This window comes from Cupriavidus basilensis (assembly GCF_008801925.2).
Taxonomy (GTDB): Bacteria; Pseudomonadota; Gammaproteobacteria; order Burkholderiales; family Burkholderiaceae; genus Cupriavidus; species Cupriavidus basilensis.
In genome coordinates this window covers 267,170-282,704 of record NZ_CP062806.1, presented here as the reverse complement: position 1 = coordinate 282,704, position 15,535 = coordinate 267,170, and the positions used below count along the sequence as shown (strand labels likewise).

13 protein-coding genes and 3 pseudogenes are annotated in these 15,535 nt (G+C 61.9%); 6 read left to right on the top strand and 10 right to left on the bottom strand.

The annotated features are described in order from the left end of the window. The first annotated feature begins 17 nt into the window (after nt 1–17). From F7R26_RS38875 to F7R26_RS38865, 3 genes are all read left to right on the top strand, one after another. A complete protein-coding gene (locus F7R26_RS38875; RefSeq protein WP_241754830.1) occupies nt 18–998 on the top strand; it encodes a TorF family putative porin in 981 nt (326 codons plus the stop codon). Between the two features lie 400 nt (nt 999–1,398). Continuing rightward, nucleotides 1,399–1,725 (top strand): non-homologous end-joining DNA ligase LigD, encoded by a 327-nt coding sequence (gene ligD, locus F7R26_RS38870; protein WP_150984831.1) that lies wholly within the window; start codon nt 1,399–1,401, stop codon nt 1,723–1,725. Between the two features lie 18 nt (nt 1,726–1,743). Then, entirely contained in the window at nt 1,744–1,989 is a 246-nt protein-coding gene (locus F7R26_RS38865; RefSeq protein ID WP_150984830.1) for a hypothetical protein, read from the top strand. Nucleotides 1,990–2,206: 217 nt separating this feature from the next. On the opposite strand, the gene F7R26_RS38860 is transcribed toward F7R26_RS38865, so the two are convergent. From F7R26_RS38860 to F7R26_RS38850, 3 genes are all read right to left on the bottom strand, one after another. Beyond that, entirely contained in the window at nt 2,207–2,980 is a 774-nt protein-coding gene (locus F7R26_RS38860) for an alpha/beta fold hydrolase (RefSeq protein WP_150984829.1), read from the bottom strand. Between the two features lie 90 nt (nt 2,981–3,070). Continuing rightward, complete coding sequence (locus F7R26_RS38855) at nt 3,071–3,910, bottom strand: SDR family oxidoreductase (RefSeq protein WP_150984828.1); 840 nt, start codon at nt 3,908–3,910, stop codon at nt 3,071–3,073. A 115-nt stretch (nt 3,911–4,025) separates the two neighbouring features. Further along, nucleotides 4,026–6,212, bottom strand: a complete 2,187-nt coding sequence (locus tag F7R26_RS38850; protein ID WP_150984827.1) for a DUF6351 family protein — start codon at nt 6,210–6,212, stop codon at nt 4,026–4,028. 142 nt (nt 6,213–6,354) lie between these two features. On the opposite strand from F7R26_RS38850, the gene F7R26_RS38845 reads away from it, so the two are divergent. Then, a complete protein-coding gene (locus F7R26_RS38845; protein WP_170301792.1) occupies nt 6,355–7,260 on the top strand; it encodes an AraC family transcriptional regulator in 906 nt (301 codons plus the stop codon). Between the two features lie 264 nt (nt 7,261–7,524). Here the strand turns inward: F7R26_RS38845 and F7R26_RS41360 are convergent. After that, nucleotides 7,525–7,784, bottom strand: a pseudogene (locus F7R26_RS41360) (monooxygenase); the annotation flags it as partial. A gap of 266 nt (nt 7,785–8,050) precedes the next feature. Further along, a complete protein-coding gene (locus tag F7R26_RS38840; protein ID WP_241754829.1) occupies nt 8,051–8,962 on the bottom strand; it encodes a LysR family transcriptional regulator in 912 nt (303 codons plus the stop codon). A gap of 160 nt (nt 8,963–9,122) precedes the next feature. Here F7R26_RS38840 and F7R26_RS38835 point away from each other — a divergent pair, with 160 nt between their 5' ends. After that, a complete protein-coding gene (locus F7R26_RS38835) occupies nt 9,123–10,556 on the top strand; it encodes an aldehyde dehydrogenase family protein (protein ID WP_150984824.1) in 1,434 nt (477 codons plus the stop codon). A 22-nt stretch (nt 10,557–10,578) separates the two neighbouring features. Next, nucleotides 10,579–11,256: an NAD-dependent epimerase/dehydratase family protein gene (locus F7R26_RS38830; protein WP_150984823.1), complete on the top strand. Its 678-nt coding sequence runs from the start codon at nt 10,579–10,581 to the stop codon at nt 11,254–11,256. A 49-nt stretch (nt 11,257–11,305) separates the two neighbouring features. Here F7R26_RS38830 and F7R26_RS38825 read toward each other — a convergent pair whose 3' ends face one another. The 5 genes and pseudogenes from F7R26_RS38825 to F7R26_RS38810 all read right to left on the bottom strand — a co-directional run bounded on the left by F7R26_RS38825 (nt 11,306) and on the right by F7R26_RS38810 (nt 15,509). Continuing rightward, nucleotides 11,306–12,154 carry an enoyl-CoA hydratase/isomerase family protein gene (locus F7R26_RS38825; RefSeq protein ID WP_150984822.1) on the bottom strand — a complete coding sequence of 283 codons (849 nt, stop codon included), beginning with the start codon at nt 12,152–12,154 and terminating at the stop codon, nt 11,306–11,308. A gap of 25 nt (nt 12,155–12,179) precedes the next feature. After that, nucleotides 12,180–13,916 (bottom strand): AMP-binding protein, encoded by a 1,737-nt coding sequence (locus tag F7R26_RS38820; protein ID WP_150984821.1) that lies wholly within the window; start codon nt 13,914–13,916, stop codon nt 12,180–12,182. Between the two features lie 46 nt (nt 13,917–13,962). Next, nucleotides 13,963–14,379 (bottom strand): annotated as a pseudogene (locus F7R26_RS38815) (dehydroquinate synthase/iron-containing alcohol dehydrogenase family protein); the annotation flags it as partial. Nucleotides 14,380–14,417: 38 nt separating this feature from the next. Further along, nucleotides 14,418–14,522 (bottom strand): annotated as a pseudogene (locus tag F7R26_RS41915) (hypothetical protein); the annotation flags it as partial. A 102-nt stretch (nt 14,523–14,624) separates the two neighbouring features. Next, nucleotides 14,625–15,509: an intradiol ring-cleavage dioxygenase gene (locus F7R26_RS38810; protein ID WP_150984820.1), complete on the bottom strand. Its 885-nt coding sequence runs from the start codon at nt 15,507–15,509 to the stop codon at nt 14,625–14,627. Between the last annotated feature and the right edge of the window lie 26 nt (nt 15,510–15,535).

Below are 15,535 nucleotides of genomic sequence, written 5' to 3'. Positions count from 1 at the left end.
TGACCGTGAGTTCGACCATGTTCGCCCCTACTACTGGCATGCCTCCCCGTCGTCCGCTTCGTCCATTGTTGCGGCGCGCCGTGCCGGCTTGCTTCGCCGCCTGCGCGCTGATTGCCTGCGCCACGCAAGCCCACGCGCAGGACAGCGGCCAGCCGGCCGATGCCGGCGCCACCAAGCCCGCCGAGCCGGCCAGCCCCTACACGTTCACCGGCCATCTCGATGCGGTATCGCGCTACGTGCTGCGCGGCGCGACCACCACCTACGGCAACGGCGCTCCGTTGGGCAACGCCGGCGGCGACGCGCCGGAATCCTCGATACCTGCCTTGCAGTGGGGCGTGGACTTGGCGCACGAGAGCGGCTGGAGCATCGGCTATTGGGCGTCGATGATCAACTACTCGTACCAGCAGCTCGGCAACTCCTACAGCGACCGCTCGATCACGAGCTTCCAGAGCGCCAAGTCGGTCGAGAACGATTTCTATGGCGCCTACAGCGGCAAGATCATCGGCGACCTTGGCTACACGGCAGGACTGACCGGCTACTACTACATCAATGGTTCGCACGCCAACGCGCTGGAGACAAAGCTCGGCTTGAGCTACGGTCCGTTCAGCCTCAACGCGCAGACGCTGCTCAACGACGTGGTATGGGGCAACAAGGGGGACACGTACTGGACCTTGGTCTATAGCACGACCCTGCCGTACGGCATTACCTTTACCGGGACGGTCGGGGCTTATACGTACAAGAAGGAGGGCAAATACCTGGGCACCACGGATACGCTGACCGGGACTTCATGCGGGCCGCATAGCGCTTTTGTGGTCAATGGCTGCTTTGCAGGCAACACGCCCTCTAGCGGCGCTTTCCGGCATTTGACCCTGGCGCTGGCCGCGCCGATCCCGGGGACTCCCCTTAGTGCCGGGGTGCAGTGGATCATCGGCGGTTATAACCGGTATGGCGTGCACCAGGAGAATCGGGTGATTGCTTCGGTTAGCTATGGGTTTTGAGGAAGAGGGTCGGGTCGGCCGTGGCGTATCGTTCCTGGCGAACGACTGCCCTCTCCCCTGGCCCTCATCCGCTGCACGGGAGCGGGGCAAACCATCAGCATCGGTCGAAGCCGACAGGATGCGCCAAAGCCGTTTGACATGACGATGGCTGTCGCTCCCTCTCCACACATGGGGAAAGGGGCGATTTGGCTAGGAGCAACTGAAAGCGAAGCCAATGGTCTTGTCCCGCACCACGGCATAACGAGTGCCCCCTCCCGCAGGGGGGAATTGCAATCGTAGTTATAGTTGTAGTTCAAGCGTTCAGTAAATTCTGGCTGCGTTGAAGTGAGCATCAGCAAAGTCCGGTGCAAGCGTGACGCATCGCTCGTAACTTGAGAGCGCGGCAACGCTCGCTTCAACGGTGCCGCGCAGCGCCAAACTATGGGTCTATGAGATCAAGTTCGACGGCTATCGGTTGTTGGCGGGTAAGGTCTACATCGACTACCTGCGCAACGGCCAAGGTGCGACGACGGTGTCCGCATTCTCTGCGCGCGCACGGCCAGGTCTCGGGGTTTCCGTGCCGGTATCCTGGCAGGAACTGGAGGAACTGACAGCGGGCGATCATTGGACGATCCGGACCGCCCTGCAGCGCGTAGACGCCGCCGGCTACGTCGATCCGTGGGCGGAGTACGCCGATACTAGAAAGGTGCAACAAATTGGTACGGCCATCCGCAAGCTGGCTGGCTAGTCGATTGGAGAATTTGTCATGGCAACCCTTGAGGCGTTTCCTACCGCGGAGCGCGATGCCTTTACCAGCGCTTGCCGTCGATACGGATTGATCGCGGCTGACTTCAGCGTCTGGGACATGACCGAGAAACAGGTTCGCCTGGTCAGCGTACTGAGACCAGAGACAGGCACTCTGATGCACTATGCAGCAGGGTCTCGTGATTCTTGGTCGACCAAATTCGAGCACGACCTGGCCATCCGGGTCTTCGGTGACGCCCCCGAGTAAAACCTCGACGTTGCCCCCTCTGCGAATTGCTCGTTATCGTGCCCTACCACCCGGCTGCCCTCCGCCTCTTACCGACCCTGAGCGACCAGTCATCAGACCGAAGGCCCATTGTCGGTATCAGGGCCGGAAACGGTCGTTTCGCGCCTGACTTGACTCCTTCGGCAAAACAAAGCCATGCCGCCTCGGCGAACTATGGACCGCGGCGGCGACACATGATCTATTGCGATTTGCCAGACTGTGTTGCGGCCCGTTCGATAAGCTTCGCGACTGTTTCTGGGTGTGATATGTAGGCAACATGGCTGGAGTGGATCTCGGTTGTCTTGCTTCCCGCGCGCTTGGTCATGAAGCGTTCCAGGTCAGGATTGATGGCACGGTCAGCGGTGGCAACGATTGCCCAACTGGGTTTTGTTCTCCACGCGGCCTGTGAGATCGGAACGCCGAAGGACTTGGCCGCTGGCGTTACCTGGGAGATCGCCATGAAGCTCGCTTGTGCGGCAGGCACATCTGCAGCGAAATCTGCGTGAAACAAGGTTTCGTCGAAGTACAGGTAGCCATCCTGGGTCGCCTTGATGGCCTTGGTCGCGGGAGGCATCTTCTTTGTCAGTTCAAGGGGGCTTTCTCCCGTATCGGGCTGGAACGCCGCGACATAGACGAGCCCGGCGACGTTGTCGTGGTTGCCTGCCTCAGTGATCACGGCGCCGCCATAGCTGTGGCCAACGAGAATGGATGGACCGTCCTGCGCTTCAATGACACGGGTGGTCGCCTTCACGTCGTCCTCGAAGGACGTTTCCGGTTCCTGTACCACGGAAACCTTATAGCCATGGCGTGTCAGGACTTTCGCCACCGCTTGCCATCCGGAGCCGTCTGCAAAGAATCCATGAACCAGGACGATGTTCTTGATTGGCGCGGCATCCGCGGCATGTGCGCAGAGGACGGTGACGGACAAGGCTGCCACTGCGGCAAACCGGCAGAATTGCGAGGAGAGCTTCATTTCTTACTCCGGAAAGTGATTGACTGAAGGACGACAACAAACCATGGGGTGCTGGCAAATCCATCCTGCGTTCAATGCGCGATGATCATGTCAGGAAGGACGTGCCTTCAACAGCGACGCGCGCATCAATGACTGCATGATCGGGTCAGGCAGCAACGCCTTGATCAGCAGTAACGCCCTCGCATCGTGCGTGGGAAACCGGAATGCCGGGCCTGTGCTGACCGACGCGCGATAGACGACGCGGGCGACTTTTTCGGGTGGCATGGCCTTGTTCATGCCATGAGCCATGTGCTGTTGGAGCGCGGCAATCTCATGTTCATAGGGGGCATTCGAAATCCACGCGTGCCCGAAATTGGTCCTGATGCCGGAGGGCTCAACGAGCCTGACTTTGATGCCGAACGGCGCGAGCTCGTAGCGAAGGGATTCCGCCATGCCTTCCAAGGCGAACTTCGCCATCACATATGGGGCCATGAATGGGAGTCCGAGCCGACCGGCAATCGACGTGACGTTGACAATCGCCCCAGCGCGTCTGCGCCGCATCCCGGGTAATACCGCCTTCGTCACGGCAAGCGTGCCGACAACGTTTGCTTCAAAGTGCTTCTGTAAAGCCGGGAGGCTCATCGCTTCCAGCGAGCCGGCCAGTCCGCTTCCTGCGTTGTTGACCAGGACATCGATGCGGCCGAATCGCTCCTCCACGTCGGCGACGGCGTTATCGATCGATGCGTGGTCGGAGAGGTCAAGATGGACGCCGAGAATGTTGCTGGCACCCTTCCACTGATTCAGATTGTGTGGATCGCGCGCCGTTGCCGCGACGGACCAGCCCCTCGACTCGAATTGGTCTACTGTCGCCTTGCCGAGGCCTCCCGATGCTCCGGTGATGAGTACAACGCGGCGTCGTTGGCTTTCCGGATCGATTGTGTGTTGCGTCATTGCTAGGTCTTCCCTATAAATCTGGTCTTCGTATGCGGCATATTCGATGGGTGTCCCAGTGAGTCAAGTTGGGGTTTTGCTTCCGTGTCTCCGCGCCACGTGCCTGACCGGCAATCTACGCGGCAACTATCCACGTGGACCACGTGCGCACCGGCTGTTGGCCGACGCCGGGCTTGCTGTAGTCACATACCCCTTGTGGGAACAGGGCGCGTACTGTGTCCACGTCTGTGGCGGAGAGCTTGCCGGCGTAGTCGGCCAGGTCGACCGGCTTGAGCTGACACTTGAGCGCCAGATTGGCCAGATCCGCGCCCGCGACGATGCGTGGATCGCTGAAGTTGGGGTAGGTGCTCAAGCACATTGCCGCGTCAGTGACTTTCGTTCCGCCGATCAGACAGGCGTCCACAGTCGCGGCGGGACGGGCGCGCATCACCTTGACGGACTGGCTGTCGGACGAGGTATCGGCTTCCAGCTTGCCGAGCCACTGATCCATCTGGCTGAACGCGTCCTGCGGAAAGCTGCCGGGATTGCCCTGGAAAGTCCAGATGACCTGGTTGTCGGCATTGCCGTTAGCGGCCGTCAGGCGGGCACGGACCTGCCAGTTGTAGAAGCTGTCATGAAATATCTGGTTGTTATAGCTCTGCCAGGCAATGATGGGCACGTTGCCTAGGGATTTTCCGTCAACGACCTGTCCGCTCAGATAGGCGGCCGGCAGCGCATCGGTGTCGGCGGCAGAGCGTGCTGACTGATATCCGCCATCGACGTCCAATCCGCCAATGCGCTGATTGAGATCGATGAACTGCGCTGGCGTAATCGCTCCAGATCTTAGGGCGGCTAATCCATACTGGACCCCGACGCTGTCAAATGGCCGGTTGGCGAAGCCGTCGGCGCGCTTGCCGAAGATCGCCACGAGGCCGTCCTGGAAGGTGCAGCGCACGCCTTGGCGGTTGCTGACCGGATCGTAGATCCCAGGGGCGGGCATTGTACCGCTGAAGGTGGGCGGAGAGGCATTGTCCGGGAGAAGGCAACCGACAGTCGGGTCGTACACCAGGCTCGAGAATGCGGCCCCGAGACCAAAGAAGTTGGTGTCGACCGAAATGCAGGTCGACAGATCCGGCTTGCCCATGACGGCGGCTTGCTGTGCAGTGTCAGTCCACAACGCCACCGCCGTGTTGTTGAAGTAGTTGCGCAACAGGTGACAGTCGGCAAACTCACCACCGATCGACAGACCGTCGGGAAACGATGTGCCGGACATGATGATGCCGTTCAGCAGGCCGGGGTAGTTGTTGGCCAACGCGTGCTGCTGAATGGAACCGCCGGAGCTGCCGTCGCTGAACGTGTAGCGGATATAGCCATAGTTGACCGCGAGATGAGCCTTAACGGTCAGTACCGCCTCTGCGGAAAGGTTCGTGTCACAGTGGTTGCCGAGCACGCTCGCGCCTGAGGTGGCCACCGCGAATCCGCGCCCGAGCGCGTTATAGCTGTTGTCCACAGCCTGTGCGGAGTTCGCGGATTGGACATGGCCCGGGGTGCAACCACCGCCAAAGCGCCAGAACACCTTGTGATTCCATGCTGCTTGCGGCGCTGTGGCGCTCCATGGTTTGGCAGGGTTGAACAGGATCGCTATGTCGTAGACCCAGCGGCCGATCACGCCTCGCTCGTTACGAACGATGAAGGGTACAGTGACGCCGGCGTCGGTGGTGGTTTGCGCCATGTCGGATGGCGGATGCGCGGGGTCATAGGGCTGCAGGACGGTCTTGACCGGGTCCGTTGAGCGGTACAGGTAGGAATAGCTGACTGGCGCGTTGCAGTCAGCGTCGACCGGCGCACCAAGGCCCAGTTCGGCGGTACGACAGATCAGTGGCGTGACCGGTGGCACCAGCACGCCGCTGGTGCGCGTGGTGTTGCTGACCGACAGGCTGCCCGTGTGAGTCCCGCCCTGCGCGTCGGTGGTGCTCACGGCCACGGTGCTGGTGCCATCGGGCAGACCCTGGACCACGCCGATCAGGGTGTTCGGACGCGGGCCCGACACCAGCGTCGCGTCAATTGGCTTGCCATTGACGCTGACGCTCGTCGCGCTGCCAGCCGTAATGCCAGTAGGCAAGCCGATCTGAACCAGGGCCGCGCCGGCCGTGACGAAGTTCGGAGGCGAAGAAAGTGTCTGGACGACCAGATCGTTAGCCGCTTGTGGCTTGGCGTTGGCGCTATCGCCATCTGAACCACCGCATGCGGCAACCAGCGCGGCGGCACCAAGGGCCATGGCCGCAAGCAGAGCGGTGGTGCAAATCCCGAGTATCCGGTTCATTCTGTCTCCTGTTATGCTTTTCAGGCGGCCTTCGAGGGCCGCAGGACGCATGCTAGGCACTCCCACGCTGGCACGCTTCCATAAAAGCGCAGGCTTGCAGAAAACTGCAGGAACGTGCGGGCCAACGAGGAGATCGCGTGTGATGCAGACTGCCTACGAGTACGTGGATGCCCGTACGGGACAGAGCGCGGCATTCACTCCAGATGCCGTCACGTTGCAGGACCACAATCGCTGGTCCGGGTTGCGGTTGGAGCAATGGGAGGGCAACGCGGGCGAGGTAAATGATGTCGTGCTGCCGCGTCACGGCGTGATCGTCAATATCGGCGAAACGACGCACACGACGGTGCGATGGAGCGGCCGGCGACGGCTGTCTGGGCTCTACCGTACCGGGACCACGATGATCAATCCCGAGCGGCTACCGTACGATGCGGATGGGCGTGGGTACTTTCGTGGCCTGGTAATGGCTGTGGCACCCGAAAGCTTGCGTACGATGTCGCCGGGGCAGGCAGAGGTGGAACTGGTGCCGCAATTTTCAGTGGACGATCCATTCATCGCGAGCGTGGCAAGAGTGCTGGCGCAGGATGTCCGCGACAACTATCCGGCTGGCCCCATGTATGGCGAGGCCATCGAAGCGGCGCTCAACGCGCACCTGGCACGCCACTATGCGACGCGCTCGGCCGCGCCAGCGCGCGCTGAAGGCCTGTCAGAAATCGAGCAGGAACGCGTGCGCACGTACCTGCTGGACCAGTTAGATGAGGACTTGCGGCTGGCTGACCTCGCGCGGCTGGTACAACTGGATGTGCACGGTTTTGCGCGCCGCTTCAAGCGCACGTTCGGTGTGCCACCGCACCAGTTCGTGCTGCGAGCGCGCATCGAGCGGGCCAAGAGCTTACTGCGAGATACGTCGGCACCGCTGGTGGATATTGCCCTGCAATGTGGCTTCAGCAGCCATAGCCACTTCGCGACAGTGTTTCGCCGCCAAGTGGGCGTCAGGCCGCGCGACTACCGTGCCGCTACGAATTGGCGGAATCCCCTGCGAGTGCTCTAAGTTGTCAATTTGCCGACGCCCGATCGATCGTGGGTGTGCTGTGATTAGAACGTCGGGTTGTGTCGATACCGGACCCGTAGCAGCCGCTGGGTTAGCCAATGGCCGGAGACGCCTTTCCGACCCGTTGCCGCCGTTCGAGTTCCAATGACCAATGTTTGCTATGCAGCGCTTACCGGCAGATGCCTGCATGGGAGCTGACTGGATGGATGGAAAGAAACGTTTGCATAAAGCCCGATGAAGGACATCTAGCGCACGTCCTTCACATTCAATACGGTACAGGCTGCCGAAGCCCCCCCTTGCGCTGGCGTGCTGTCGGTGCAGCTTGGCATTGGCAGGCCCTGTCCCCATCCGGCGGCCAAGACCTGCACGTCATGCACAGGATCGGACGCCTTGGCCCGCTCGTTGCGCATGCGGCAGGTTTCAGGATCGGTGGCGAGCAGCCCGCGTGCAAAGACCTGACCTTGCTCCGCTAGCTTTGCAGTTTTGGGGCTGCGGATCTTCGTGAATGCCCGAAAGGCCTCATCGTAAGGAGGCCGTTGCTCATCGGCGCTTGCCCCCCGCTCACACAGCCCGACAGGTTGAACCCACAGCTGGGAAGAACCGTCCGCCACCTTGTCGGCGATCGGCTCCTTATCGGCCGAAGCCGCCGGTTGTCAGCTAGCCGCTGACGACCAACATTGCTGCAATCTGCGCGCCCTTGGCGCTTCCGGGGACGGCAGTCGGCTCGTGCCTTCATTGATTTCCTCGCCGAGCGCATTCCGGCAGCCGTACAGTAAGCCAGGTTGACCGACTATCCCGTTTGAATCCCGGCGAAGTGGCCTTCCCCCAGCGCTAGCTCACGAACCAATTCGACCAGTGCGCGCAATCGCGTGGGCACGAACCTGTGGCCTGAGTAGTAAAGCCTGAGGCCGCCAAACGGTTGGCACCAGGGAGTGAGCACAGGTACCAACGCCCCAGACTTGACTTCTTCTTCAACGAACCATTCCGAGATGAAGCCGATGCCGAGCCCGAGCAGCACTGCCTGCTTGATGGCCAGCATCTCGTTGAGGGTCATGCGCACGGGCAGGTCCATCCGCACCTTCTGCCCCTTATGCTCCAGTTCCCAGTGATAGATGCCGCCGTGCGACATGCGCATGCCGATGCTCTGATGCTTGAGCAGATCGCGCGGATGCCTGGGCGTGCCGTTGCACTTCAGGTAATCGGGCGTTGCCACGACTAGCATGCGGAGGTCACGGGAGAGCGGCACGGCAATCATGTCCTGCGGTACGGATTCGGCGAGACGGATCCCCGCATCGAAGCCCTCGGCGACGATATCGATCAGACGTGACTCGCTGACGATGTCGATGCGTACCTGAGGGTAACGCAGTGCGTACTGATGAAAAATCGGCTCCAGCAACAAGGAGGCCACCCCCTGCGGTGCGTTGATGCGCAGCGTGCCGCTGGGCGCGTCAGGCTCGGTGGCAGCCTCCTCGTTGGCCCGCTGGATTTCCGCAAGTGCCGGTGCGATGCGTTCCACGTAGCGCTGGCCGGCATCGGTCAGGGCAACGCTACGTGTCGAGCGGTTGAAGAGGCGCACCTTGAGCCGTGCCTCCAGGCTAGCGACGGCGCTGCTCACCGCCGTGGCCGACATTCCAAGCTCCAACGCCGCGCCACGAAAACTGCTGCGGCGCGCAACGGCCAGAACTACTTCAAGCTCGGTCATTCCTGTGCGGTGCATAGATTGTCCTGATTTCCTGGATACGTCATCTTCAATAAGACGACTTATCAAAACAATAACCTATTCCTAAACTGCATTGCAGCCGGAACGCAAGACGAAGTTGCCGCTCCGCCTGCGCCCCACCCGTCATACCAAAGGGATAGACATGCAACGCATTGAACACATCTATATCAACGGCGAATTCGTCACGCCGCATGGCCAGGAATGGTTTGATCTGTACAACCCGAGCACCGAAGCAGTGATTGGCCAGGTGCGCCTTGGCGATGAGCAGGATGCACGGCGCGCCATCGCAGCGGCCCAGGCAGTGTTCCCTGCCTGGTCACGCACCACGCGCGAGGAACGGATCGAGGCGCTCCGGCGCATGCACCGGGCCATCGTTGCGCGTGAGGATGACCTGATGGAGGCCATTGTGACCGAATATGGCGCGCCGTCCGTGCGCTCACGCTGGATGACGGAGTATCCGGCCCAGACTATTGCACAGGCCATCGATGCGTTGGATTCGTTCGAGTTCGAAGAGCGCGCAGGCGCCGCACATGTCGTGATGACGCCCGTTGGCGTCGCGGGCCTGATCACGCCCTGGAATAGCAACGCAGGCTTTATTTGCAACAAGTTGGCAACGGCGCTGGCCGCAGGATGCACCGCAGTCATCAAGCCCAGCGAGATGAGCGCGATGCAGACACAGATCGTGGCCGAGGCACTGCACGAGGCCGGCCTGCCCCCGGGCGTGTTCAACATCGTCAATGGCCGTGGCGACATGGTCGGCGAAGAGATCGCGCGCAACCCCGGAATTGCCAAGATCTCGTTCACAGGCTCTTCCGCAGTGGGCCAGCATCTGCTGAGCGCGGGGTCCGCCACCATGAAGCGTGTGACGCTGGAACTGGGCGGCAAATCTCCTACAGTGGTGCTCGATGACGCGGACTTTGGCGCCGTCATGCCGCTCGTGCTTGGCGCGGGCTTCCTCAACAGCGGCCAGGCCTGTATCGCCGGCACCCGCATTCTGGTGCCGCGCCATCGGCTTGCGGAGTTCGAGCAGATTGCAAGGGAAGCGGTTGCGCACGTCAAATCCGGCGATCCGCGCGAAGCCGACACCGACATCGGCCCGATGGTGAGCCACAGGCAATGGGAGCGCGTGCAGAACTACATCCGCATCGGCATCGAAGAAGGCGCCGCGCTGCTGGCCGGTGGCGAAGGAAGGCCCGATGGACTGCAAGCTGGCTGGTTCGTCAAGCCCACCATTTTCACCAACGCAAATAACCGGATGCGCATTGCGCGCGAAGAGATCTTTGGGCCTGTTCTCACCATCATTCCGTACAGCGACGACGCCGAGGCCATTGCCATCGCCAACGACACGAACTACGGGCTGAGTGCGATCGTGCTCGGCAAGGACATCAAGCGCTGCGAACGCGTGGCCCGGCAGATCGATGCAGGCCGCGTGCTGGTCAACACGCTCGCCCACGAGCCGCGTGCGCCATTTGGTGGCTTCAAGTATTCTGGCCTTGGGCGCGAGATGGGGAAATGGGGCATCGGTGCGTACCTGGAGCCCAAGACCTTGATGGTGGCGTCGGGGCAGGTTCAATGAGAATCACCATCGGAGTATGCTCATGCGCATCGTCCTGATCGGAGCGACCGGCATGATTGGCCAGGGTGTCTTGCGTGCCTGCCTGAAAGCTGATGATGTCACCGAAATCATCGTGATCGGGCGGCGCGCGCTGCCCGGATACGCTGACCCGCGGCTCAAGTTCTTCATCGTGCCGGATCTCGCAGGCTTCGAAGCGGCAGACGACGTGTTCTCCAGTGCCGATGCGTGCTTTTTTTGCGCGGGTGTTTCGTCTTTTGGCATGACCGAGGCCGCCTACCGTGCAGTGACCCATGACCTCACGCTCCACGTTGCCGAGCAACTGCTTCGACGCAGTCCCGACATGACCATGGTGTACGTCTCCGGAGCCGGCGCCGATAGCAGCGAACAGGGCAAGACCATGTGGGCGCGGGTCCGCGGACAGACCGAGAACGCTTTGCAGCGCCTGGCGTTCCGCCAGGTGACCATCTTCCGGCCCACTGCGATTATTCCCGAGGACGGCATCCAGTCGCGTACCGCCAGCTATCGCTGGATGTACATGGTCTTCAAGCCGCTTCTCGTGCTAGCGCGCCGCATTTCACCGGCCAGTGTGCTGACCACTGGAATCGTCGGCGACGCCATGCTCAACACCGTGCGTCGTGGTGTGCCGCCGAGAGCCATCCTGACGCCGACGGACATACATCGGTTGGCTACGAGCGTGTGATTTTCGTGTATTGGGAGGACGACCCGCCAAGCGCTTCCGGCCCAAGCAGTCATGACGTCTTGCCGAAGACCGGCTTGCGTTTCGTCATGAATGCGCCGATCCCTTCTGCGGCGTCTTCATGCCTGGCGCTACGCAGCATTCCATCTCGCTCCGCTTGCAATCTGGCTGCAAGGGCAAAGCCGCGTAGCGGCTTGCAGAGCGACTTGATGGTGCGGATGGAGGAGCCCGACATTTGCGCGAGCTGCTGCGCAAGGTCATGTGCTTCGCGGTGAAGGGCATCGGTCGGAACGAGGCGGTCGACGATGCCCAATGCCGCACATTCGTCTGCGCCCACTGTACGATTGGTCATGAACAATGCACACGTCTGCGCATCCCCGACACGCTCGGCCAGAAAGCATGACGCCCCCGCATCCGGTGACAGGCCGATGGCGGCATAGCTACCGCGAAGCTTGAGGCTGCTGCTCGCGATCACCACGTCGGCACAGAGCGCCATGCCGATACCACCGCCGGCCAGCGCACCCTGCACCGCACTGATCACCGGTTTTTCCGAGTCTCGCAATTGCTGGACGGCCACATTCAGGAGATCGATGACTTCGCCCAGCAGTGGCGCCAGGGCCGGGCCCAGGTGCTCGCCGAAAAACGCGAGATCGCCGCCCACACTGAAGGCCGGGCCTGCTGCGCGCAGCACGATGGCGCGAACACCGGCATGCTCGACCACTCGACCGATCTCGCGGGCCCATCCCGACGCCAGATCGCGGTCGATGGCATTGCGGTTATCGGGTCGGTTCAGTGTGACGATGCCCACGCCATCTTCGATCGTCGAGATCACTGGTGCACTTGCGCTACCTGTCATGGTGCTCTCCCGGCGGCTGCCATGCCGCCGTTCGGCGATCGGCATCGCGGCGCCCTTCGACCCGCCGGCATCACGCCGTCCTGCTTTCCGCGAGGTTGAGTTCACGGATCATGGTCTCGCGCATGGCGAACTTCTGTACCTTGCCCGTGACCGTCATCGGCATCTCCTCGACGAACCGGATATAGCGCGGGATCTTGTAATGGGCGATCTGGCCCCGGCAGAAGTCGCGGATCTCGTCCTCGGTAGCGCCCTGCCCCTTCCGGGGGACGATCCACGCACAGATTTCCTCGCCATACCGGGCGTCAGGCACGCCGAACACCTGCACCGACTGCACTTTCGGGTGCCGGAACAAGAATTCCTCGATTTCGCGAGGGTAGACGTTCTCACCGCCGCGGATCAGCATGTCCTTGACCCGGCCGACGATATTGCAGTATCCGTCCTCATCGATCGTGGCGAGGTCTCCGGTGTGCATCCAGCCATCACGGATCGATTCATTCGTGCGCGCGTCGTCGTCCCAATAGCCAAGCATCACCGAATAGCCCCGCGTACACAGCTCGCCCGTAGCGCCCACTGGCACGATCTGGCCATCCGTATCCACCACCTTGCACTCCAGATGCGGCAGCACGCGGCCCACCGTGGAGACGCGCTTGTCGAGCGGCTCGTCAGTAGCGCTCTGGAACGAGACCGGGCTGGTTTCCGTCATGCCGTATGCGATGGTGATCTCCGTCATATGCATGTCCGCGACCACGCGCTTCATGATCTCGATGGGACAGGGGGCGCCCGCCATAATGCCCGTGCGCAGGCTCGAAAAGTCGTACCGTGCGAAGTCCGGGTGATCGAGCTGAGCGATGAACATGGTGGGCACCCCGTGCAGCGCTGTGCAATGCTCGTCGCTAACGGCAGCCATCGTTGCAGCGGGATCGAACGCTTCTCCGGGAAAGACCATGCAGGCACCCGTCATCGTGCATACCAGCACGGACATCACCATGCCGAAGCAGTGATAGAGCGGTACCGGGATGCACAACCGGTCTTCCTCGGCCAGTTTCATCGCCCCGCCTACGAAGAGGGCATTGTTGATGATGTTCCGGTGAGTCAGCGTCGCACCCTTCGGCGCGCCGGTCGTGCCGCTTGTGAACTGGACGTTGATGGGATCGTGCGAGTCAAGCGTTGCGGAGATGGCATCCAGTTCGGCGATACCGACACCTTTGCCCCGGGCAATCACGTCCCTGAAGGTCAGCATGCCGGGCGTGGCAACGTCTTCCATGCGGATTACCCAGCGCAGCGCCGGCACCCTTTCCGCGTGCAATGCGCCCGGCTCGCAGCGCTGCAGTTCCGGTGCGATGGTCTGCAGCATCTCCAGATAGCGGGACATCTTGAAGGACTCCGGGGCGACGATCGCCTTGCAGCCGACCTTGTTCAGCGCATACTCGAGTTCAGCCAGTCGATAGGCCGGATTGATATTGACCAGCACCAGTCCCAGGCGCGCCGTGGCGAACTGCGTCAACGTCCACTCGACGCGATTCGGCGACCAGATACCGACGCGGTCACCTCGGCGCAGGCCGAGCGCATGAAGACCTTCAGCCATGGCGTCCACCTCGTCGGCGAACTCCCGCCAACTCCAGCGAATACCCTGCTCGCGGAAAACGACAGCCGGACGCTCGCCGTGCTGCCGGACCGTTTCCGACAGCAAAGCCGGTATGGTCTGTTCGCTGAGCGGCACGGTGGTGTCGCCCTTTACATGGGAAAACCCATTGATGGGCAGGATCGCGTCGGCCTCATGCCGGAGCGCCTCGAATTGCTTCTTCATACGTGTCTCCAGACTGCAGTGAGGTGGCTTATGGGCTGCGCCCGCTCTAGCGGGTCGGCGCCCTTCCTTCGAAGGCATCCTGCGACAACGCACGGATAGCTTGCCGCTCTAGTGGCCGGGGATTCCAGTAGACGTTGGTGCAGGCAAGGTCGGCTGCACTATCGAGTCGGCTTTCGTCCATGCCCAACGCTTTCAATGCCACTGGCGCGCCGCTATCCCGCGCCAGCGCATACAAGCCTTGGGCAGCGCTTTCGTGATTCATTGCCTTCGCAATGCGCTGCATGGCGACGGGTGCGGCATCGGCGTTGTACGCCAGCGCGTGCGACAGGACCACCGTGTGGGTCTCGGCGTGGGGAAGATTGAAGCTTCCGCCAAGCGTGTGGCACAGCTTGTGATGCGGCGCCATCCCGACGCTGCCGAGCACCGCACCACAGAACCAGGCGCCGTAGAGCACGCTTCCGCGACGACGGCTGCCGGCACGTGCATGGTGGCGCGATCGAAGACGCCGGCGGCCGCCGCGCCCAATTCCGCCGTCACCGATTCGACAAGCGTGGCCTGGTCCCGCCCGGAAAGGATCAACGCGCGGCGCACGTTCAACTCGCGCATCTCGCGCCCGACATGGGCGAGCGCCCCGCTTCCAAACACGACGCGGGTGCCGCGGCCGTTATAGATGAATTCAGAAATCGACACTGTCTCGACGCGACCGGGTTATTGGCCCTGCCTCACTGGGTTGAGAACAAATTCGTAGTCGAGCGTATGGAACACCGAGGTCATTTCCGTGCCATCCGGCGCGATCCCCGGAGGATGCTCGACCCAGTCCACGACAAGCGACGAGCGCACGCCAAACACGGCATCTGAGTCCAAGTACTGGTCCTCGTTGCGGAACAGATGCGTGATCAGTGGTTCGTACCCAGGGGCCTTGATCCAGAAATGCAGGTGCGCGGGCCGCCACGGGTGCCGCCCGAGAGCATCGAGCAGGCGCCCTACCGGACCGTCATGCGGGATCGGATACGCCTCCGGAAGAATGGACCGGAAATGAAAGCGTCCGTCCGGCAGCGTGCGCAGATGCCCACGCGCCTGATGCCCGGAGCCCGCTTCCTGTGGGTCGCCATACTGAACGTCGTAGAAGCCATCTTCATCCGATTGCCAGACTTCAAGTTCCGCGCCCGCCACGGGTTCGCCTTGCAGGCCGATCACCCGCCCCGAGACAAGGCACGGCCGTCCCTTGGCGCCGTTGGACAGGTCCTCGCCGTTCTCATACCCCGGTGATCCGTTGACGAAGAACGGCCCCAGCACCGTGGCCTCCGTACATGTCGCCGGCTTGCGGTTGTTCTGCGCCGTCACGAGCATCGAGAGTCCGAGCACATCGGACAGCAGCACAAACTCCTGCCGCCGATCGTCGGTGATATGGCCCACGTCGGTGAGGAAGCCGATCGCCTGGTGCCATTCCTCTTCGGTTAGCCTGACATCCCGTGCAAAGGCGTGCAAATGCCGGACCAGACTGTTCATCACGGTCAGTAGCCTGTCGTTCCCACACTTCGCCATCGCCGCGAGTACCGCCGGCGTAATGGTGTCTTCGTCGATGTTTCGCATAATTCCTGCCCTCCGAACCACAGAAC